The sequence below is a fragment of the Arcanobacterium hippocoleae genome (genome assembly GCF_031456295.1).
Taxonomy (GTDB): domain Bacteria; phylum Actinomycetota; class Actinomycetes; order Actinomycetales; family Actinomycetaceae; genus Arcanobacterium_A; species Arcanobacterium_A hippocoleae.
In genome coordinates this window covers 1,734,865-1,756,664 of sequence record NZ_JAVDUJ010000001.1, presented here as the reverse complement: position 1 = coordinate 1,756,664, position 21,800 = coordinate 1,734,865, and the positions used below count along the sequence as shown (strand labels likewise).

At 46.4% G+C, this 21,800-nt stretch carries 13 protein-coding genes; 5 read left to right on the top strand and 8 right to left on the bottom strand.

Going from position 1 to position 21,800, the window contains the following annotated elements:
• Positions 1 to 85: 85 nt before the first annotated feature.
• A complete protein-coding gene (locus J2S36_RS07360; RefSeq protein ID WP_309957006.1) occupies positions 86 to 1,192 on the top strand; it encodes a TDT family transporter in 1,107 nt (368 codons plus the stop codon).
• A 23-nt stretch (positions 1,193 to 1,215) separates the two neighbouring features.
• Here the strand turns inward: J2S36_RS07360 and J2S36_RS07355 are convergent, their stop codons facing one another.
• Positions 1,216 to 1,905, bottom strand: coding sequence for a copper homeostasis protein CutC (locus J2S36_RS07355; protein WP_309957005.1), 690 nt, complete (start codon positions 1,903 to 1,905; stop codon positions 1,216 to 1,218).
• A 132-nt stretch (positions 1,906 to 2,037) separates the two neighbouring features.
• Positions 2,038 to 2,883, bottom strand: coding sequence for a DUF3159 domain-containing protein (locus J2S36_RS07350; protein ID WP_309957003.1), 846 nt, complete (start codon positions 2,881 to 2,883; stop codon positions 2,038 to 2,040).
• A gap of 287 nt (positions 2,884 to 3,170) precedes the next feature.
• Here J2S36_RS07350 and J2S36_RS07345 point away from each other — a divergent pair, with 287 nt between their 5' ends.
• The gene (locus J2S36_RS07345) at positions 3,171 to 4,316 is read left to right on the top strand and encodes an LLM class flavin-dependent oxidoreductase (protein ID WP_309957001.1); all 1,146 of its coding nucleotides are present in this window, start codon (positions 3,171 to 3,173) and stop codon (positions 4,314 to 4,316) included.
• Between the two features lie 166 nt (positions 4,317 to 4,482).
• Positions 4,483 to 5,232, top strand: a complete 750-nt coding sequence (locus J2S36_RS07340) for an NAD(P)H-dependent oxidoreductase (protein WP_309956999.1) — start codon at positions 4,483 to 4,485, stop codon at positions 5,230 to 5,232.
• Positions 5,233 to 5,422: 190 nt separating this feature from the next.
• On the opposite strand, the gene J2S36_RS07335 is transcribed toward J2S36_RS07340, so the two are convergent.
• The gene (locus tag J2S36_RS07335; RefSeq protein ID WP_309956997.1) at positions 5,423 to 6,880 is read right to left on the bottom strand and encodes an MFS transporter; all 1,458 of its coding nucleotides are present in this window, start codon (positions 6,878 to 6,880) and stop codon (positions 5,423 to 5,425) included.
• 343 nt (positions 6,881 to 7,223) lie between these two features.
• On the opposite strand from J2S36_RS07335, the gene uidA reads away from it, so the two are divergent.
• Both uidA and J2S36_RS07325 read left to right on the top strand, forming a co-directional pair.
• A complete protein-coding gene (gene uidA / locus J2S36_RS07330) occupies positions 7,224 to 9,002 on the top strand; it encodes a beta-glucuronidase (RefSeq protein WP_309956995.1) in 1,779 nt (592 codons plus the stop codon).
• Between the two features lie 209 nt (positions 9,003 to 9,211).
• Positions 9,212 to 10,285, top strand: a complete 1,074-nt coding sequence (locus J2S36_RS07325) for a LacI family DNA-binding transcriptional regulator (protein ID WP_309956993.1) — start codon at positions 9,212 to 9,214, stop codon at positions 10,283 to 10,285.
• A 118-nt stretch (positions 10,286 to 10,403) separates the two neighbouring features.
• Here J2S36_RS07325 and J2S36_RS07320 read toward each other — a convergent pair whose 3' ends face one another.
• From J2S36_RS07320 to J2S36_RS07300, 5 genes are all read right to left on the bottom strand, one after another.
• The gene (locus J2S36_RS07320) at positions 10,404 to 10,979 is read right to left on the bottom strand and encodes a GNAT family N-acetyltransferase (protein WP_309956991.1); all 576 of its coding nucleotides are present in this window, start codon (positions 10,977 to 10,979) and stop codon (positions 10,404 to 10,406) included.
• A 96-nt stretch (positions 10,980 to 11,075) separates the two neighbouring features.
• Positions 11,076 to 17,720: a SpaA isopeptide-forming pilin-related protein gene (locus J2S36_RS07315; RefSeq protein ID WP_309956989.1), complete on the bottom strand. Its 6,645-nt coding sequence runs from the start codon at positions 17,718 to 17,720 to the stop codon at positions 11,076 to 11,078.
• Between the two features lie 67 nt (positions 17,721 to 17,787).
• A complete protein-coding gene (locus tag J2S36_RS07310) occupies positions 17,788 to 18,507 on the bottom strand; it encodes a hypothetical protein (RefSeq protein ID WP_309956987.1) in 720 nt (239 codons plus the stop codon).
• Positions 18,500 to 19,534 carry a class C sortase gene (locus J2S36_RS07305; protein ID WP_309956985.1) on the bottom strand — a complete coding sequence of 345 codons (1,035 nt, stop codon included), beginning with the start codon at positions 19,532 to 19,534 and terminating at the stop codon, positions 18,500 to 18,502. The genes J2S36_RS07310 and J2S36_RS07305 overlap by 8 nt, the downstream gene beginning before the upstream one ends.
• A gap of 263 nt (positions 19,535 to 19,797) precedes the next feature.
• The gene (locus J2S36_RS07300; protein ID WP_309956983.1) at positions 19,798 to 21,432 is read right to left on the bottom strand and encodes a SpaH/EbpB family LPXTG-anchored major pilin; all 1,635 of its coding nucleotides are present in this window, start codon (positions 21,430 to 21,432) and stop codon (positions 19,798 to 19,800) included.
• Positions 21,433 to 21,800 lie beyond the last annotated feature (368 nt).

The following is a 21,800-nucleotide window of genomic DNA, read 5'->3' as shown; positions in this document are numbered from 1 at the left end:
CGCAGTTGCTCATTCTCACAACCTTCAGGTTTCGTAGCACTATGTCTCTTGATACTCTGAAAAGGTGCCATCCGAGCAGAAATGAATGAGAAAATTGAATCAACCACGCAATACTCGATACACGCAAGTTCCACTGCCACCGGCAGGTCCGTCATGGTATCCAGCAGTAATGGGCACCGGAATCCTTTCCACGCTACTGCATTTACAAGGCGATATTTTACCTGGAGCACGCCTCCTTGCATTACTGCCTTTCACCCTCAGCTGGCTGATTTTAATTGGGCTCACAAGCATTTTTGCAATTCACATATTGCGTGATCGGCGCGCTTTTACACAGACGATTCGGAATCAAAACCTGATCCCAATGTGGGGTACCGTCGCGATGGGAATACTTTCTGTTGGTTCAGCTACCTTAACGATTTTGCCATATTGGTTTCCGGCACTGGCAGTAAGCGCATTTTGGATTGATCTGTTCTTCTGGATTATTGCTACTTTCATCGGTTTGGTCACTGCTTTCGGTTTCGGCGTGGTACTTTCTGGAAGAATCATTTCCAGCCCGATTGCCGTTTGGGGATTAGCCGTGGTGGGGCCGATGGTTTCTGCGACCGTGGGGGCAGGGATTGCCGGAAAGATTGAAGATATCGCAATTCGCGGACTCATGCTTTTCCTTTCAACAGCTTGTTTCTTTATTGCCTTCGTGCTTGGCACAGTGATTTTTGCCCGCGTATACCACTATCATTGGCGGATCAGTAAGATTCCGGTAAACGCTTCACTCACAGCATGGATTCCGCTTGGAATGGTAGGGCAATCGACCGCTGCCGTACAAGTAATCGCCTTAAATTCTGAAGTTGTATTACATCCCGATTTTGCACACATGCTGCACCGACTTGCTAATTTTTACGGATACTGCATGTTTTTGATTAGTGTGCCGCTGATTATCTGGGCGATTAAGATGACGGTACACGGTTTCCGGAATAATATGGTCTTCACTTCCGGCTGGTGGGCGCTGACCTTCCCGATCGGGACGCTCGCTCTTGGATCATTCTATTTGTGGCAGGCACGGCATCTTGCGATATTCCAAATAGCTTCACTACTCTACGTATTTACTTTATGCTGCACTGTTGGCTTTTGCCTCTACGCATCTATTCGTGCAATTGCGGCACAAGCCCAACCACAGCTACAGCCGTCGGCTTAAGTTTTCTTAAATCAAAATTCGATTCAAGAAATAAGCTCTGCCCATTTCCGTACAAGTTCAGCAGCTACGGGACGGCTCCAGTTGCGATCTGGGCGGACGGCACTGCCCACATGAAATGCGCTAATCCCTGCCGCTTGCAATAGCGGCAAGTGTTTTTGCGCAAGCCCGCCGCCTGCCATTATTAGATTCTGTGCGAAAGGATTTTTTGCTGCTGCAAGAATATTTTCCAGCCCTGCATTCACGCCCTGTATCGATCCTGCGGTAAGCACTTGGGTCAGATTAAAATCTGCGCGGCCCGCCAGCTGCGCCAGCTGCTCCCATGCCCCGAAATAATCCGTGGCAGCATCTATCGCACGGTGAAAAGTGACTGGCATTTGTACAAGCTCTAAAGAGCTGATCGCACTATGGTCAATATTCCCAAAGCGATCGAGAAATCCTAAGACCACACCGTCGGCACCATTTTCGCAAAGCTCTGATATAAGCTGTAAAAGTGCTTGCTGATCTGTTTGCTCAAATAAGAACCCAGCCCGCTTGCGAAGCATCACCCGAATTGCGATTCCAGCTTTCTTTGCTTCCACCACCGCACGGTGCAGCTGCTCGTGATCAGGGCTGAGCCCGTCAGCATCCATCGTCCCAACGAGCTCAACCCGGTCTGCTCCTCCGCGTGCTGCTTGGCGGATATCTTCCGGATTTAAGGCAATAATCTCAAGCATCTGCACTCTTTCACGCAATTTTACCTAAACAAAGCATAGCGCGCGCAGCATCCGATGCACACCAACAGCTAAAATCCACCAAAACTAGCAAACTAGCGCTACGCAAACCCGCCGAAACGATAAAAGCCTAAATCAGCTATTTACTCGCTCTTTCGCGCCAGCTTCTGCGAGATGCTGATCTTGCCTCACACGTTTCCGTTTCGGGAGCGTGCACAGTAATTTCCAGCAAAAGTATGCAGCGATTGCATCGGCTGGCATTCCCAATGCCAGTTTCATCAGCGCCAACCACTGCACGCTATCAGCAAAATAGAATGGGATTTGGACGCTTAATCGCGCCGCGAAAATAAAAACCCAAATCCACGTGATTTGATAGTAGCGCGTCCGCGTCAGCTTAAATTGTTCACCTTTTCGCCAATGCGTCTTTTCACCGCGAATCATGCCGAGCATCACTCCCAGCAATGGCCAGCGCACAATAATTGAGATCAGCAGAATACTGCCATAGGTCATATTTTTCAAAATACTGATGAGGAATACATTTACTGCCTGCCCAGTTTTCCACGCGACGAAAACTGAAGCAGCCATGCTTACCACACCGATTAATGCTGGCTTGATTGGCAGATGCGAAAGTGCGCGCAAAATTGCTGCACATGCCGTTACACCAAGTGCGATCAATGCTGGCACGAAGTAATCGCCACTCAGATTTAAGCCAACAAGAAAAGTAATTGTCGGAATGACGGCTTCGGCGATCACGCGCCAGCCTCCAATTACCGTCAGGAGCTGAAAATCATCGGAATTTAGCGCTGCAAGACCGCTTTTTTTCACCGTATCTGGCTCGGCTATCTTCTCTGCCGCAGTTTCTTCCGTGATCGAGATATCGGGTTGTGCCTCTTCTTTCGCATCTTTAGCAGTTTCATTTGTAGCCAAATTTTGTGCCACAGATTCCCCATACCCCATATCTATCTCCAGTTTCAATCGCATTATAGAACCGGAAAAAGTATAACCGTCGCTAAAATAAAATCGTTATTCAAATTGATATAGAGAAATATTTCATCACCTATATCAAATACCCACATACAAGGTGTCGCGAAAAAATAAACGGAATGCACAAACTTTACCAAAGATTACATTCCCACTAGCCCGATACACACTAACTTTGAAACAAGCACTTTTTGCAGTAAACTAAAGCTTAGATAGTTGAGTATTCAACTACTTGCTAGTTTTCTCAACCACCAAAAGTCATCCCCTACCAGCTCGAAGGAAAAATCATGGAATTTGGCGTATTCACCATCGGCGATCTCACCACCGACCCAACCACCGGGAAAACCCCAAGCGAACACGAACGCATTAAAGCAACCGTAAAAATTGCAAAACATGCCGAAGCAGCCGGGCTTGACGTATTCGCCACTGGTCAACATCACAACCCGCCATTCATCGCACCCGCAAATCCCCCGATCCTACTTGCACACCTCGCTGCGCAAACCGAAAAAATCCAACTCTCTACCGCAACCACCCTGATCACCACCACCGACCCAGTGCGAATCGCCGAAGACTACGCATACCTCCAACACCTCGCAGACGGGCGAATCGATCTAATGATGGGACGGGGCAATACTGGCCCCGTCTATCCTTGGTTCGGAAAAGATATTCGCGACGGCATCCCCCTCGCCGTCGAAAATTACCAACTCCTCCACCGTCTCTGGCGTGAAACCGATGTAAATTGGCAAGGCCGCTTCCGCACACCATTGCAATACTTCACCGCAACTCCACGCCCGCTTGACGATATTGCACCTTTCGTCTGGCACGGATCTATTCGCTCCCCCGAAATCGCCGAGCAAGCAGCATACTATGGTGACGGCTTCTTCCATAACAATATCTTCTGGAATACGGCACATACGGCAAAAATGGTAAACCTTTACCGCCAACGCTATGAATACTACGGGCACGGCAAAGCACATCAAGCCTTCGTCGGCTTAGGCGGGCAAGTATTTATGCGCAAAAATTCTCAAGATGCAGTAAATGAATTCCGTCCTTATTTCAACAACGCCCCCGTATACGGGCATGGTCCGGCACTTGAAGAATTTATGGAGCAAACACCACTCACCGTCGGCTCACCGCAGCAAGTCATTGAACGCACCCTCTCATTCCGTGAATGGGCTGGCGATTACCAACGTCAATTATTCCTCATCGACCACGCCGGCTTGCCATTAAAGACGGTACTCGAACAGATCGATATTCTTGGCGAAGAAGTAGTGCCCGTATTACGTGCAGAATTTGCAAAAAATCGCCCTGCCGATGTGCCAGATGCCCCAACGCACGAATGGCTCAAAGCACGAAAAGCTGCTGGTAATGAGCCTGTACCAGGTGGAAAAGCAGATTCTCAAGCTGCAAAAGATCAGGCAGCACAAGGCTAAACCACTAGCGCTCAGGAATAGGCTGCAATATTTTGCAGCCCATGCAGCTGGCTTTTCCAGATCTTTCAAATCCGAATCGTAAGGAATCGGATGGAAAAGCCAGCCAAGGCTGAATCAGCAGCTGCCGAAAATCGTAAAATATCTTACTCAAAGCTAAGGATCATAAATGAAAATCGCTGCCATTTGGATGGGAGTCAGCTCCGAATCGACAACCACAAAACTAACCGCACAAATTCTCAAGTCTATTTCGAAACACGCCCAAGCTCTTGGGGTCGAAATCGAATTTATTGAAATCAATCTGCGTGATTTCGCAAAGCAAATTACTCTTAGCATCCTCACCCCCGTGCCGAATGCAGAACTAACAGCAGCTTTTGAAAGCATCACCACAGCTGATGCCGTGATCACGATTGCACCTATTTACAAAGGTGCACCAATCGGGATCCAAACACTTTTCTGGCAGCTGATCGACGATGCGGCGCTCGCAGGTAAGCCGGTATTGATTGGCGCGACGGGAGGAACCGCACGCCATTCACTCGCGATCGAATACACTATGCGTCCGATGCTTTCCTATCTGAAAGGGATCGTACTTCCAAGTACGATTTTTGCGGCAACCGACGATTGGGGATCTGCCACTGGCGCCTCAGCGCTCCAACGCCGGATCGAGAGCGTGGCAAGTGAACTGCTCCAAGCAGTGGTGCACCCATCTCCACACGCCACCCAAGAAAGCTCTGCAAACGATACAGCCGCTTTAGCCGCAGCCGTCACCCCGCCTGAACGGAGTAATGAAACGATTGAGCTATTTGACCAAAAAGCATACGCAGCAAATAAGCAATCTTTAGCGCATCACGGAAAACCAGCAAATCCTTTTGACCCAAACTCAGTAACGCCTTTCGCGCAGCTCTTAAACCGGCAATAAATACGCCGAGAAAAATCTTGGAAGTAAGTTCAGAAAGCTACCCGATTCAGAACTATTTTCACGAAATTTTATGAAAGATGCTTGTGTATTGCTTTCAGTAAGCAGCACACAAGCATCTTTTGACTATCAGGTAAACTATTTGCTCCACTTGGGCAGTGGCATAGTTAATGCCCTGCCCAAGCTAACTCAATCAAGCGTGAGCCGCAGCCTTTTCCGCACGACGAGCTTCCAAAATCTTCTCGTTTTCTACCACACGCTTCTTCTTCAACGGGTAAAGGAACATCAACGCTAAACCGACGAGGATACAGCCAACACCAGGCACAAGATTACCGAAAGTATAGATTCCATCGATCACGCTTTGTGCTTGCTGCCCGCCTTCTTTTGCGATTGCCGAATCGAACCCAACGAAGCTCAACGCCCACGTAGTCAAGAAACCAGCCAATGCTTGACCAAGCTTCCGCGCCCACGAATAAACCGCATAAACTGTAGCATCATCACGGTTGCCGGTACGCACTTCCTGATCGTCGATCACGTCAGTAATAAATGCCCAAACTAGGAAGTTGAAAATCGCGATACAGAACATTGCAACCGAGTAGAAAACAATCCACAGCATCGCATTTTCAATCTTCAAGAAGTATGCAGCTACGAGCACCACGCCGCCAACCAGCATTGCAATTGCACCGACTTCAGCCTTCCCGAAACGCTTTGCCAGCCACGGAGCAAGGACGATCAGCACGAAAGCTGGCAGCATCCCAGCCATTGAAGCTGGCGACTGCAATTTGCCATTACCGAACCAGTTCAAGAAGAGATAGCCGAGCATCCCGGTAAGGAAAAGATTTGCAAGCAAAAGTAGGAGTGCAGCTACAATCAAACCGAGCAGTGCCTTGTTTGAAACCACAGATACGAGCATCTTGCCAATACTTGGCTGCTTTTGCGCACCCGCACCTTCCGCATTTGGCTGCGACTTCACACGTTCTACAGAAAATACGTAAAGCACCGCATAGCAAATCACTGCAGCAACTGAGCAGAAGATTGCCGAGTACGTCATCATCGACCCGTCAAGCACTGCTACACCTTCAGCATTCTTCGTGTACACCACGAGTGGAAGTACTGAGCTAATGAGCAGCACTGCAAGATTCGCGCCAGTGGAACGCCACACTGAAAGCTGTGCACGATGATTCGGATCAGCGGAAATTACCGACGCCATTGAGCCGTAAGGAATATTAATTGCGGTGTAGCAAATTGAACCCCAAAGGAAGTAGGTTGCACACATCCACACGATCTTCGCCGTATAAGACGTAAAATCAGCCACGAAGGACATATACATTAACGTAGAAGCAACAGCTACCGGGATCGCAATCCACTTGATCCAACGACGGAACTTATCTGCCCCTTCTTTCAATGGCAACCGGTCTACCAGAACTCCCATGCCAACATCAGTAAAACCGTCCACTACGCGTGCTACCAGCAATAAAATCCCAACGTGGATTGGGTCAATTCCGATCACGTTCGTGTAGAACAAGGTAAAGAACATTGCCTGCAAAATAAAGGTGAAATCATTTCCAAAATCACCAAACATATAGCCGATTCGATCACGCATTCCAAATGGACGTGGTGCCGCAGCGGCGTTATTTCCTGGTCGAGTCATATTTTCCTCCTGGCCAAGACCGAAACGCTTCCTCACGTTTAGCTTTCGTCTTTTCTGTTTTCTTTGCGACACATCCGCCAAATTCGCCATGAATCTGCGTATTGCCGAGATTTGTGTACTTGCACTTTACAGCTTACCCGTATTCTGACACCTTCATCAGATTGTGTTAGCTATCAGACCCATCTTCGTCGAAATTTAGCCTCTTCTCCTAGTTGTTGCACAATGTTGCAAGTTTTAGCGATTTTCCTTGCCGAGCTTTTCAATGATTGAAAAACTGACAGCGTTCGACAACTGGCGTAAACGACAGATTTTCTAACATCTAAACCAAAGCAAAGGAGCTTCAATGCTATCAGTTCGCGATTCGATATCCCGTCACTCGACCGTCCTTGACGGAGTGTGGAATTTCAAAGTTGATTCCCATAATTCTGGTTTTGCCAAAAATTGGGAAGCTCAGCCACTTCGCGACACTCGTCCAATGGCGGTTCCCGGTTCCTATAATGATGTGACAGTTGATGCCGATGTACATGATCACGTTGGCGTAGTGTGGTATGAGCGCACTGCGATCGCACCAAAGTACGGGGAAGATCGACTGATCCTCCGCTTTGGCTCCGTCACTCACGAAGCCGTAGTATTTATTAACGGCACACAAGTAGCCACACACAAAGGCGGCTATCTGCCATTTGAAGCTGATATCACTGAACTGGTAAAGCCGGGCGAAGAGTTCCGCCTGACGGTAGCAGTCGATAATCGTCTCCTCTGGCAATCCATCCCGCCAGGGTATATTGATCAAAACGAAGCAGGCGAAGACGTCCAGCACTACTGGCATGATTTCTACAATTATGCTGGGATCCATCGTTCCGTACGGCTCTATACCCGCCCAGCAGTACACGTTTCAGATGTGACTATCGTGACGGATATTGCTGGCGCTGACGGCATTGTAAAGTACGAGGTAATTGCTGAAGGCGCGAGAAAGATCGCCGTCCGCGTACTTGATCCAAAGGGGACGCAGGTAGCTACAGCTGATGGTGCTACGGGCGAGATCCGCGTTTCAAATGCAGATTTTTGGGCTCCGGGCCACGGCGCGCTCTATACACTCGAAATCACTGCGGACGAGGATGTGTACCCGCAGCGTTTCGGTATTCGCACCGTTGAAATCAAGGATCACCAGTTCCTGATCAACGGAAAACCATTCTACTTCCGTGGCTACGGTCGGCACGAAGATAACATTATCCGCGGAAAAGGGCACGATAATGTGATGATGGTGCACGATTTTGAGGTGATGAAGTGGCAGGCCGCAAATTCCTTCCGCACCTCGCATTATCCGTATGCGGAAGAGGTCATGGATTATGCTGACGAGCAGGGGTTTGTAGTAATTGACGAAACTCCAGCCGTTGGGTTGAATATGAGCATTGGCGGCGGTATTTTCGGCAATCAAGGCTTCACTACTTTCTCTCCGGAAACCGCTAATGATGCTACCCGCGCAGTTCATGAGCAGGAGATTCGGGATCTGATCAAGCGCGATAAGAATCATCCTTGTGTGGTGATTTGGTCGATTGCAAACGAACCGGAAACTCATACGGATGCTTCACGCGAATACTTTGCGCCGCTTGCACAAGCAGCTCGCGAAGCTGATCCGACCCGCCCAGTCGGGTATGTAAACGTAATGATTTCCACGCCAGAGAAGGAAAAGATTACGGATCTTTTTGATGTGATCATGCTCAATCGTTACTACGGTTGGTATGTAGATACAGGCGCTTTGGGTGATGCGGAAAAGCATTTGCGTGATGAAATCGACGGCTGGCTGAAGCTCTTCCCCAATAAGCCGATTATCTTCACCGAATACGGGCCAGATACGCTTTCTGGGCAAAAAGATTACTTCCGTCGCCCGTGGTCAGAAGAATTCCAAGAAGACATGATTGAAATGTTCCATAAAGTTTTTGACGATTATCCGGAAGTGGTTGGCGAACAGATGTGGAACTTTGCTGATTTCCAGACCACCCCTGGAATCATGCGCGTAGGCGGAAATAAGAAGGGTATGTTTACTCGCGACCGTCTGCCAAAGACGAATGCATATAAGGTGCGCCAGCGGTGGATCCAAATGCGTGATCAGCTTGGCTGGTGATCAGTGTGCTTTCGCTAAGTTAGCGTAAGTTAGTTAAGTGCGGACGGCGCAAAGATCTGAGTCGTCCGCACTTATTTTTTCCCGCACCACGCGCTAGACTGCCGAGATTGGTGCCACTAATTCGATTTTTCCACTGCCGAATTTTTCCTTCTGTGCATATTTTTGTTTTCTCTTCGCTATGATGAATCTAGAAAAAGCAAAGGAGTGAAATGGCAGGCTCAGGTACCGAGAAAAAGGTGACGATATACGATATTGCCGCCGCCGCGAATGTTTCCGTCTCAACTGTTTCGCGCGCTTTTTCTCGCCCTGGACGAGTTTCAAACGAAACTTTGAATCTTGTTTATGAAGCTGCCGAGCGGCTCGGCTATCGTTATGAAAATCGCCCTGCGCGCACTACGAATAAAAAAGCTATCCCCACGATTGCTTTCATCACACAAAATATTACGAACTTGATCCATGAAGATATCATGACGGGTTTCGATGATGCTTTCGAGGACGAATATTTTACAATCGTGGCTGAAACACGCACTCGTAATCGCAGCGTTGATGAAGTCGCAAATTTTTTGGCACCGCACGTATCTGGCATCGTATTAGTGGGGCCGCTGGCACAAGATTCGCAGTTGGCGCAAGTTTATAAGCGTTTCCCGACGGTAATCGTGCAGCGTTTTGCCCCTGGGATTCCTTCCGTGGCTTCTGATGCGGAGGATGGGATCCGGGAGCTTGTGGATTTATTCGTTGCCAAAGGGCACCAGACTTTCACTTACGTCCGCGGTCCGAATAGTTCGTGGATGGATGGGATGCGTTGGCGGACTTTGCATAATTATTGCCATGAAATTGGGGTAAAACTGTATCGGACGAATGATACCGATCCGGATCCGCAAGGTGGTTTTAAGGCAGCGAAGGAATGGCTGGCAAAGCCCACATCGGCTGTGATCACTTTTAATGATATGCAGGCGAGTGGTTTTATTCAGGCATTAGGACGGCGGGGTTTGCGCGTGCCAGAAGTTGTATCAGTGGCTGGGTTTGATAATTCGCTTGCTGCCCCGTTGTGCAATCCCCCATTGACTACACTCTCTGGGGCATATCATCGGATTGGTCAGGAAGCAGCCCGTCTGCTGCGCGCACAGATCCGTGGCAGGCAGGAAGTGCCTGAGCAAATTCATGTTCCCGCATTTTTGACGGTACGAGGTAGTGTCGGCGCAGCAAATCCGAAAGTTCGTGAGATCGTAGCAGCTGTTTTAGCACATTCGCAGACGGCAAAAACCGCGAAAACTTCGATGTGAGTAAAACTGCCAAGATTGCAAAGCCGGCAAATCCGCATCCGGGTATTTTAGATTAAAGGGTATTGGTTTTTCAGTTTTCTCGTGAGCCGTAAAATTCGGGGAGCTCACCTGCTGCGATCTACCAGCTAATTTCCGGTAATGCTGCACCATTGCGGGTGCGAATCATTTCGAGCCATCCGTAGTATTCGCCGTGCTCTTTTCGCTGAATCAGATCCCAACGTACATTTAGCTGATAACCGTACTGCGCATAGAGGTTTCCGAGCCCTTCACCGGCACGGAATTGGAGATGCAGAAATTCTACTTCTTGCGGGAGCATCCCAATTACTTCAGGCGAATGGAGATAGTCCAAAAGTAGGCGACCAAGTTTTTCACCGTGGCGGCTAGGCTTTATTTGCATCCGTTTAATTGTTGCGATGTGTGCTGGTTTGCCTTCTGGAATCCCAATAATCCACCATGCAAAACCGACTAGCTCGTCTGCTCGCTTCGGATCACTCATCACCACGAGAATGCCTTTACCATTGCGCATCGCTTCCTCGTGTGCTGCACACAATTCTGCATAGTGGGATTGTGGATCTCCTGGCTTTGCTCCGAGTGCAGCCCCAGCTTCAGTATTTTCTTGCCAGATCTTTAGGATCTGTGCACGCAACTCTTGGGAAGGTATTTTCGTCAGTTTTTGAAAATTCATTTTTTCCACGATAATACTCTTCCTGCCTTAATTTTGAATACACGTATGTGCATGGAATATGTTTCTTTCAGTTACTGAGTATAGCGCTTTACGCGGTTTTGGGTGTTATTCTTCCTGCACTCGTGTACGACGGCGGAGCCAGATAATTGCGATAGTGGCGATGATTGCGCCGATACCGATATAAATCCAGATACCAATATCGCCGGTGAGCGGGAAACGCCCCGGGATCTCGGTGATCCGGTTATTAGTCATGGTGAGGAGATAGGTGTGCGTGGCAGTGTCATAGCTCAGTTTTGCAAACTTATTGATCACAATTTCGCTTGTATATTTAGCTGGGATTTCAAATACGATTGGTGCAGCAATCTTTTCATAGCCCGCAGGGGCGATGAGTTCTGTGAGTCGATACTTTCCGGCAGGGGTATCGTGGTTAATAGCTAAACCGTCATTGTTATTCTGGTAGGTCCAACCCGCATAGCGATAGTTAGGATCTGCACTGCTGCCGTCAGCGGTGAGTTTTTGGATCTCAAAACGGGCATTTAATGGTTGTACAACACCAGTTTCTGCATCTCGTTTGAGAATCTTTAGATAGTTTGCATGCTTATTAACGATTGTTACTTCGCTGGTTTTGATATTTGTAATCGTGGCTGAAGTGTTGGAGTATGCATATTGTGCTTGGAATTCTTCTGGGTTAATTGCTTTTCCGTCAAGCGCTGTTTCAATAACGCTATAGCGGATTTTTTGTCCTTCTTTTAGCGCTGGCAAGTTTTTGAATACGTGTACAAAATTCTTGCTGTTATTCAACTCAACTGTGGTAGCAGCTACTCCTAATTCAGTGAGATTTACAGCTTGTTCTCCAATATGGCCTTGGAGTTGCAGTGTTACTGCTTTACGCTGCTCGGCTGGGGTATTTTCCCAAAGTTTTCGCACAGCGTATTCTACGGGGCGTGGATAAACGTAGAGTTTGACTGGCGTTCTCATTTGTGTGCCAACGTCAGCGCCCTTAATCGCAGTGTATCCGGTTTGGTTGTTGTATTGCATTTCTGTGCCTAAATATTCGGGCAAACCATTTTCAACTATGGAGTATTCGAATGCAATACCGTTTTCGTCATACACTGGCACAGCTTCAAAGGCAGTATTCGCTTCAGATTTATAAATCTTGCTTTGCACTACTGCGGTACCTTTATTATCTTTGCGGATCAGTGAAACCAATGTTTGCCGATTCTTGTCGCTTTCGCTCACGTCATGATGCCATTGCCGATTCAGGGTATAGATTGCCCCTGGGATTTTTACTTGTGGGATTGGCAGCATTTGCACCCCGCCGCTATTTATCCCCGCATTGTATCGGGCGAAACTATTGATTGGCTGATATTTATTGAGCTCTGCAGCTTCTGCTTTTGCTTTCAGATAGTAGCTGAATGTAATACTCGGATTCGCTTTTCCGCCGTTTACTGGCGATACTTGGAAATTCTTTCCTTCAATCATCCCGGTTGCTTGATTGTAGCTGATTTCAGGGTCTTTCCCATTGCCAGGTTTTAATAAACCAATGCTCTTAAATTCGATTTTATTTGTGCCTGCTTTTAAGCTCTTGGCAGCATCGAAGATCACGTTATTACTTAATTTGAGTTCTAGCTTACCGTTTTCCGAGCCGATCATATCTGCTATTTTCTGCAATTGCAGACTGTATTGCCCAGAATCGACTGCATCCTTAATTTCTTCAAAATAGCTGGTTGCTTGGAGCATATGTGATTCTTGTACGCCTACAGCTTCGCCGATTGTATAGAATTCGTCGCCGAGTGGGGTGAATCGCATCCAGCGATCTCCGTCATATTCGTAAGTATATTGCGGGCTGGATGGATCATTTGGATCAAACTTTGGATTCAAATGACGGGTGCGACCTTGTGCTCCTGCTTCTTCAAAGGAGTAGAACTCATAATCTCGCATAATTTCTCTCAAATATGTTTTGTTTTGCGGTTGATGGAAATTTGCTGAATCGTTATTATTCCACTCACTTGCGAATATGGAAGGATTGTGTTTGTAATCGTTCAAACCGTGCCCAGCATAGCTGACCACTACTCTGCGGCTATTTTGATTAGATTTATTCATCGTCTCGAGAATAATTTTGGAAAATCCGTATTTCTCATTGTCTGGGTAGTAAAAATGCCGTGTATGCCAGTCTGTAGCATAGTTAAGCTTTCCACTATTTTGCATGAATACTGCATTTGCGTTTTGAATATCAGTAAATGGCATTACTTCGCTATTGGATACATTCCGATACACCGCATCAGTCCCCCAAACGTGTACCGAAATTCGGGAACCAGCGGGTAGTTTTGCTTGCAGCGGCTGAATAATATGCTTACTTATTTGGTCACGATAGAAGTTTCCATCACCATACATATCTACGCCCTGTTTACGGCGTTCAAGCATAATCAAAACGTCAGTAGCTACACGCTGGTTTACCATCCCAGCCCCACTAATCGTGGCATTCACTTGATAAGTATTGGGAGCACCAGCAGGCACGATTTCTTGATTCAGGAAAATATCTTGCGCTTCTGGTCTTACACCGGAGTTAATCGTCACTCGCTGGGTATTTCCATTTGGAAACTTTGGATCTTTTTGGTGCAGCGTGCCTAATTTATTAGTTAAATCAAGCGGATTTGCAGCTGCTGAAGCAGGGGTAGTTCCGGTGCCAGCAGCGGCAGCATGCGCGGCGTCTGTGACAGTGATTGGTTGTGCTGCGCCAGCAGGCTGTTCCACTAAGGTTTTCCCTTCTGGGGTAACAACTACTTTCAATGGCTTTGCAGCTTTATATCCTTTGGGTACAGTGGTTTCTTTCAAATAGTAGGTACCTGCTTCAAGATCAGTAAAATAAAGCACTCCTAAATCATTGGTCTTCTTTTCAACACCGACCTTCCGTGCAAAATCAGGATCTTGATAAAGCGTAAAACCTACTCCTTGCATTTTCTGCGGCTTGGCAGCATCATCCGTCTTGATCACTTTGAATCTGCCAAGCCGATAATTCTTTATCGCTACTTTATTATCTTGCGCATCAGAATAAACCGTGCCTTGTTTTACATGGAAAACTGCAACTGGATATTTAGGTGTGATCATTCCTTGCGGTGCCACCGTCTCCAGAAGATAATAAATCCCATCAGGCAATGACGAATACCGAAAACTACTGCTATTTACAATATTTGCTTCTTTGCCGTAAGTATCAGCTTTTATCGTTGCTCCGTTTTGCAGCGTGATATTTTTCTTTCCATTTTGCTGCTGCTGATAAAGCTGGAATTTTGCCTTGGGATCGTGAATCGGATTGCCGGTAGCATCCTGCTTCATAAATTCGATCCGGTTGATCCGCTTATTTGGAAGCTGATACGTAAAACTAGCCGTATCTGCATCAAATTGAAGTGTTTTTGCATTCTGCCCACGCGAATCAACTTGTGCAAACTCGATTTTTTGTGTTTGCGCATTTGCTGTTGCTTTAATATAAATTTTTTCAGTCAAGCGATCATACCCAGTAGGTGCGGTTATTTCTTCCAATACGTAGAGTCGATTTGCGCGGGTATGCGGCAGACGGAACTTATCGACCTGCAAATTTTCGCAAGCGGTTAAAGTGGTATTTTCCAGATCAGCACAGCCGAGCATCAGTGTGCGCAAAGGATTGCCTTGTGTATTCGCACCGAAATTATATTTGCTTAAATCGTATTCGGTTAGTTTTAATACTGCCCCCGGCAATGGCGCATGTGTAATTGCGTCAACTTTCGAAATCTGCAATGCCGGAATTGGCTGGTTTTTGACCTGAAACAGCTTACTGAAATCATGATTATTCAAGACGGCAGGATACTGCTTGCCTTGATATGTGATCTGCGGTTGATTGTTGCGGTCAAGCGTGATTCGTAAATCCATTTTTGCCGCAGTCTGGTAACCATTTGGAGCTTTGATTTCAACTAGCTCATATTCACCATTAGACTGCGAACTATCGCCTTTCTTCCCTGCCGGGATTACGTCTTGGAAGGTCACAATACCATTCGCATCCGTAGCAGCTTTCGAACTGTATACGCCATCCTGCTTTGATTTTAGATAAAACGAAGCAGGATCGCCTTTGATTGGCAGACCTTTTTCGTCCACTTTCATAAAGCTGACATTGTACGTATTCCCAAAGCTGGCGGTGCCCATACCGCGAGTCGCCCGATACCGATTATTATTAATCACGTATTTGAACGAACCACCAGAAACATAGAAATTTGCTTCGTTATAGTAAAACCCATCGGAAGCGGGAGCCTTTTTACGGGTTTTCACATCAAATACAATTGTTTGATTTGAATGCCCAGATACGCCAGCGTAAAACTCGTGATGGAATTGGATTCTGCTCCCATCACGGGTATAGCCCTCACGGCTAAAATTCACTGGTTTTATTACTACGTCAGTAATATTCAGCCCCGGATCTGCGGTAGCGCTTTTTGCCGGCCACAACTCTTTTAAGGATTCACTCACTACACCACCAGAACGAATCGGATCTCCCTGGTAAATTTTCAAGTCATGATATAAAGCGTCCTGCGTATTGCCATGATATAAATCAATGGTGTTGGTAAGCCGATCATAGAACCATTTTTGCCGCAGCCAAGTATCTCCAGCAGCGTTAAACACCAAACGATAAGTAAGCGAATCTTCTGTTTCTTCGATTACATACTTATTCGCATATTTAAGCATTTCGTAGATTTCGTTATCTTCAAAATGGAAAGTTATCGGCTTCTCAAGATGATAATGGCATGGTACTGCACTGTTATTTAAGCCAATATATTCCGTATTAAATCTTAATGTTTTTGTAAAATATGTCTGATTATGGTTACGCACATCATAAGCTGCGCCAAAGCCCGGTTCGAAGCCCCAACTATAAGTTGTACGCCCATCGTAGCTATTCCCATTAACTCGCTTAATAATACTTTTATTCGTATCCCAGCCGATGCTAAAAGTACCATTGTAGGAAGAACTATGCTGCGCATTATTATTGAGCTTAAAGCTAATCAAATCGGAGTTGATTAAATAAAACTTTCCGATTTGCTTATTTGCTCCGTTAATACTTGCGGTGAGGGTGCCCAGTGGTTTATTTGAATCAACTAGCGCATTCAGTTTCAGCTCTGGCGGGATCCGTAACGTAAAATAATCACCATCGCCAGCATTTGCCGGGATTGTAAAATTACCTGTTAGCTTCGACCCCCAACCATAGCTATTACTATTGTAAAGAAACTGGTTGATCTGCCCCGTTCCTTGGTGGTCTGAAAAATTCAATGACGTTACACCAAATGTTTTAGTGCCTCCACACTGCGGAGTATCTGCCTGTGGGGTTTCGTCTATTTCTTGGAGTTTTTCGTTATAGAAAATATAACGCAGTTTTTGATCATCAGCTACCTGATTGTATAGCTGCATTCCCGTGATTGGTGCTTCTGATACTTCGTAGCGAATCCGGTACCCTTGTGGATTAAAGACGTCTACTGCTGGCAGAATCGTGCTTTCTTTTCCTTTGGGGATTATTAATTCTTTGACGGTACGCTCAGTATTTTTCTTCGCATAATAGCTGACGGTAAAATGCGTATCCACCTTTTCGGCTTCTTTTACACTGCGATCCCAGACTTTTCGCACTTCTAAATTAGCTTTTTGCGCCGCAAGCGTAGCCTGCGCGAAAGTGTGGCTTGCATATTCGTCAATCACTTGCGTATCTGCAACTAATTGCACCATCCACCCAGGCTTCAAAGCTGGAACTTTCACCGTAGTACCGGATACGGATTCATTTTTTACAATTTTGTAGCCATTTGTATCAGGCTGATAATAGTACAGCGTACTATTACGAAGCTGGTGGGATGAGTCTAAATCGAGGGCGATTATGTGGTCTTTTGCCGTGCCGCTGCTATTCACATAAGAATACGACCATTTGATCTGCTGAGAATTATGTGGATCGTAACTACCTGCCACATTCACACCGTCACCAACAAAAGACTTCACCTGCGGGGTGTTGCCCGCACAATCGTGCAGCAGTTGATTACTCGTCATATCTAGTGGATATGCGAAAGCGGAAGGCACTGTGATTTGCTCATCTTTTTCAACAAATTGCGGTTTACCGCTGATTGCAAGAATTGTGCCTGGTGGATATGTACCCGTCACATTAGTAAGTACATTGAGTACGTACTGCTGACGTGGGGCAATCACTTCAGTGGTGATCGTATAGACATATTTTCCTGTTTCTAAATCTTTTCCGCTCCGCAAATCCGTTGTCGAATACAAGTTTGTGTTGTTACTACTTGTTTTGCCACTGTGCGAGAGTGTCTGACCGTCTTTTGTGATTTTCGTGATTTTCGGCTGCCCCAAACCAGATTCAAGGGTGGTAGTAAAGTATCGCTGTACTTGGTTTACTTTGCCGAGATTAAGGGTGCCAAGGGAAGCAGTTTTTTTGACGTTCGCAGTATATTCCCAAGTAATAGTGATGCCGCACTTCTCAGCACCGCTGCCAGCGCCTGTTTTTGCAATGCTTTTTACTGCAAGCGACTGATTTTGCTGAAAATCTCCAAGTTGCAAAGGAAAAGTCTGCTCAATCGGTGGGAATAAATAGGTGTCTGATTCCCACTCGTAATGTGTAGTGTAAGTCCACGAATCGCCAAAGGCAGCATTGGCACCGCCAATAACTACTCCTGCCAGCAGTAGCAGCGAAACGATCCCAGCCACGCAACGGCGAATAAAGCTCTGCAATTTAATTAACATTCTTCAATTCCCTTAAAATTCTCATCAAAGTATTTCCAGCAACCACAGCTAGCTATGAAATCCACATCTACGCGCAGGAGCTTGGATCCTGCCGCTTTCGGCGCCGCAAAATCATCACACCGAAAGAAAGCAAACCAAGCGAAAGGAAAACCGCTCCAATAATTGGTGCCCCAGTTTGCACCAATCGTTCCAACGGTGGAATGTTCGGCGAGGGCGGTACTGGCGGCGGCATATCTGGTGGGGCTGGCGGCTGATCGGAAATAGTTTTTAGTGCCACAACTGAACTATTACTCCAGCAGCCACGTACCGTATCAAAATTCGGGATCGATACGAGACTCGGGCGCACCAAGCGATGTAAGGAAGAATCAGAGCTTGCGCTCACTACGTATATCCCGATAGGCAGATTTGGGAAGCTGAGATTTTCGCCGGTGAGTTTGCCTGCTGCTGCAAGCGGCAGGCTCGCTAAATTATTATTTTGCTTGCGTAACCAATTCTGCCAATATGTTGGGTCTTGATTTTTGCCGCGAATCAGATCCGTATCAGTGCTTACTTGACGCACTTCCACTTGCCATGCGCGATTATCTCTAGGCTTGTCGTCATACGGATTACTTGCAGCACGCTGCACTGTTAGTAATGATTCACCTTGCTCTGCGCATACTGGTAGAAAAAGGCTTTCATCAGCTACGGCAGGCGCAATTAGTGTCGGAAAGCTGCAAACGAGTGCACTTAAAGCGAGGATATTCGTGGCAAATAAAGCTCGCATCCGCTTGCGAAAAGAACTATTCATGATCTGCCTCTTCCTGCTTTCGATTCTTTTTCACCACTCGTAAAACCGCATAGGCTACTGCCAGTACCACGGCAATAATCACGCCGATCATCCACGGCTGCCATACTAATCCGGAAGCAGGAGGCGCTTTACTGCTATCTCCATCGGGAAGTTCAATCCGTTCTCCGGTCACTAATAGCCGGTGAGAATTAACTCCGTAGGGGGTGCAGGTAACAACTGTCAATAAATCTTTATCCGGTACGGGGAAAAGTGATTCCACATCTTCAGGTGAAACCACTTTGATTTCTCGTACCTGATAAAGCAAATGTTCCCCTGCTACATAAATCGAGAAAGTATCACCTTTTTGTACATCTACAAGCCGATCGAGCATCGTTGCGTAAGGCAAACCTGTATGCCCAGTGATCACAGCGTGAGTGCCAACGCCGCCAACGGGGAGATCCGTACCGAAAAGATGCCCGATTCCCTTGTCGAGAGTTTCATCAGTGGTGCCATGATAGATCGGCAAATTTACGTCAATACTGGGAATTTCTAGTGTACCCATCATTGGGAATACGGAAAGTTTTGATAAATAGTTTTGATAGCCTGGATTATCTTCCGCTACACGTGCAGGCCATGGCTCCAGCATAGGTGTTGAGGAGAGAACCTGGTTATATAGTTGGGCTTCCAAAATTGCTTGATTGAGATCATTTTTCGGAACGCTCTGTAGTAATTTCCGGTATTCATCTACCACTACTTGTTGCGAATGATTATTTACTTGTGACGCTAATACTGGATACAGCAAAATCACTAGCCCGATTAAAAGTAGGATTAAGGGTGCGACGGCAGATGCAGCTTTCTGCTGTTTCCGCGGATTTTTTGTTTGCACCTGTTTTACGCGGATCGTATTTGTGTTTTTTGTGCTGCAGCCGAGGATTGCATGTTTCGGTGCAAGATGCTTTGGATCATTGTGCTGATTTGCTGTAGCCCGCTCGGTAGGCTCGTTTAATTCAAGTAATTCAACGCGCGGCGATATCAATCCTTGTACCAAGTTCGATTCTTCCTTTCTCCACCGTCAAATATGAATACGAATTAAACTAGCTAAAGCAGTATTAGAAAGCTTGCGAATTTTGTGCTGCTTTTGCAGCAGGTTTTAATGAGTGGTTAGCTCAAAGCGCGGGGCACAAGAAGAGCGTGGGCGGATTCTAGGGATCATCGCAGCAATCCCTAGAATCCGCTCGTGAATTTATCCACGAAAAGGTGCGCTCGCACAAGCCCCAAGAGGGCTATTCCGCTAAAAGATTAGCCCTCAAATTAGGCATTATTGGTACGCTTACGCAACCAAAGCAGAGCCACACCTACGAAGGCTGCACCGATCAGGATAATTGCCGCGATACCGGCACCACCTGTGAGCGGCAACTTTGGAGTATGCGAAGGAGCATTCTTTACCTTCAGCTGATGCATAATGGTTTGGTCATTAGCTACTGTATCGGTCTTTGCTAAACGTACGAATACCGGCTTTGGAAGCAATTCGTATCCTTGTGGAGCTTTAGTTTCAACCACACAATAGCCGGCTTTGTTTTCCTTGACTGCAGTATTATCTGCGAAATCGTTTACATGCAGTGTGGGGAAGGTGATTTCACCTTGCCCGTCGGTAGTAAAGACTCCAGCATTGTAGTTATTCCCAAAGCTTCCAGTCTTGAAAAGCTGATTCTGCTCTTGAATATCATCAAAAGTTACATTCGAGATATCTTGTGGCGTACACTTGTAAATCTTAAATTCAGCACCCGACAACTTAGTTTGATCATCTGCGCCGGTCTTAATCAACTTAATCTTGCCAAAATAAGATTTCACTTCATCAGTCGGCTTCTCAACTACTTCACTCTTACTAGATGGTCGCGTACGGAAACCAGCCTTATTCACGATACCATCCTGTTTATTAAAATCAGCTGCTACAGTGAGTTTAATCGTGGTGCGCACTTGCAGAGCTTCGCTATCACGAGAATTGCTAGAAAGACTTGCTAAACCAGTTTTGTTGAACTTGACCCGAAGACCATGTTTAGGCTGCTGATCAGCACCATTTTCGATGGAAACAGTGTAATCAGTTTGAGCATTAAACTGAACTTGTTTAGTAGGTGGCGTCTGATTTTTGTCAATAATTTCGACTTTAGTTACAGAATCTTCCGAGTATGTAGCAGTAGCACCATTGGTATTTAGCTGATCGTAAACTTCGTAAGAAGCAATATCTTCATCGCCACCCTTTAATGCTGGCACATCAGTGAGTACGGTATAGATAATATCCTGCGTTTGATGCTTATCTGCATCAGCTACCGTCTTGGTGGCATCCAAAGTATAGTTCTTCGGGTAAACATGCAGATCATACATCCATTTATTGCGGGCTTCTCGATCAGTGGTTGGAATCGCTACGATAAACGGAACTGACTTCACCGTACCTGCAGGAGCCTGAGTTTCTTGCACCAGGTAAACACCAACGGGAAGCTGAGTAAACGTAGCTACACCTTGATCTCTAGTTATTTGAGTATCCGTTTTTTTACCCTTGAAGCCTTCCATATTTGACTTCCACACACCAGTGGTAAAATCAACGAACTGCTCCGCCTTCAGCTGAGAAGCAAAAATAATATCTCCGCTCTTCGAAAAATCAAAGTCTTCGCTTTGCGTCTTCTTCAGCTGCGTGATCTTAAAGGTCACATCGTTCATAGTCTCGCCAAGTTGACTAACATCATCGAGTTGTTTACCAGTAGCCGCAGCAGGAACTCCGGTTGGGTTCTTATACTTATGAACGGTGATTGAACCCTGCTTACCAGTATTGATTTGATATTCGGGACTAGGCATTCCAAGCTGCCCAAAGGCAGTACTAATTAAACCAGCAAATATCAGTGGCACTACAGCAACCACTGCTAAAAGTTTGCGTGGACGAGAAACATTCACTGCATCTCTCCTTTCAAAAAAAAGATGAATATTAAACAGCAGCAAAGATGCTACCCCCCCCCCGCTGGTGAAAAGCTACCGCTAAAAAGTAAAAACACACCACTATGAGCAACGCCACAACGAAATAGGGAATACTCTGAAAATAGAAACTAAACAGTACGCAAACTTGCCAAAAAATATTTTTCCCTATGCTATCCCGAGCAATAAGAAAGCCCTTCGCATCCCGCTCTAATACGTCAATAAACTTATCCCCAACTACTGGTATCACACGTCTTTATCCCGCACTCTCGTGTTAAAGTTATTTCTATCAAAGCTACTTGCAACGGCGTCTGGAGCCAATGTTTTTAGCGCCCTCCCGTCTACATCCA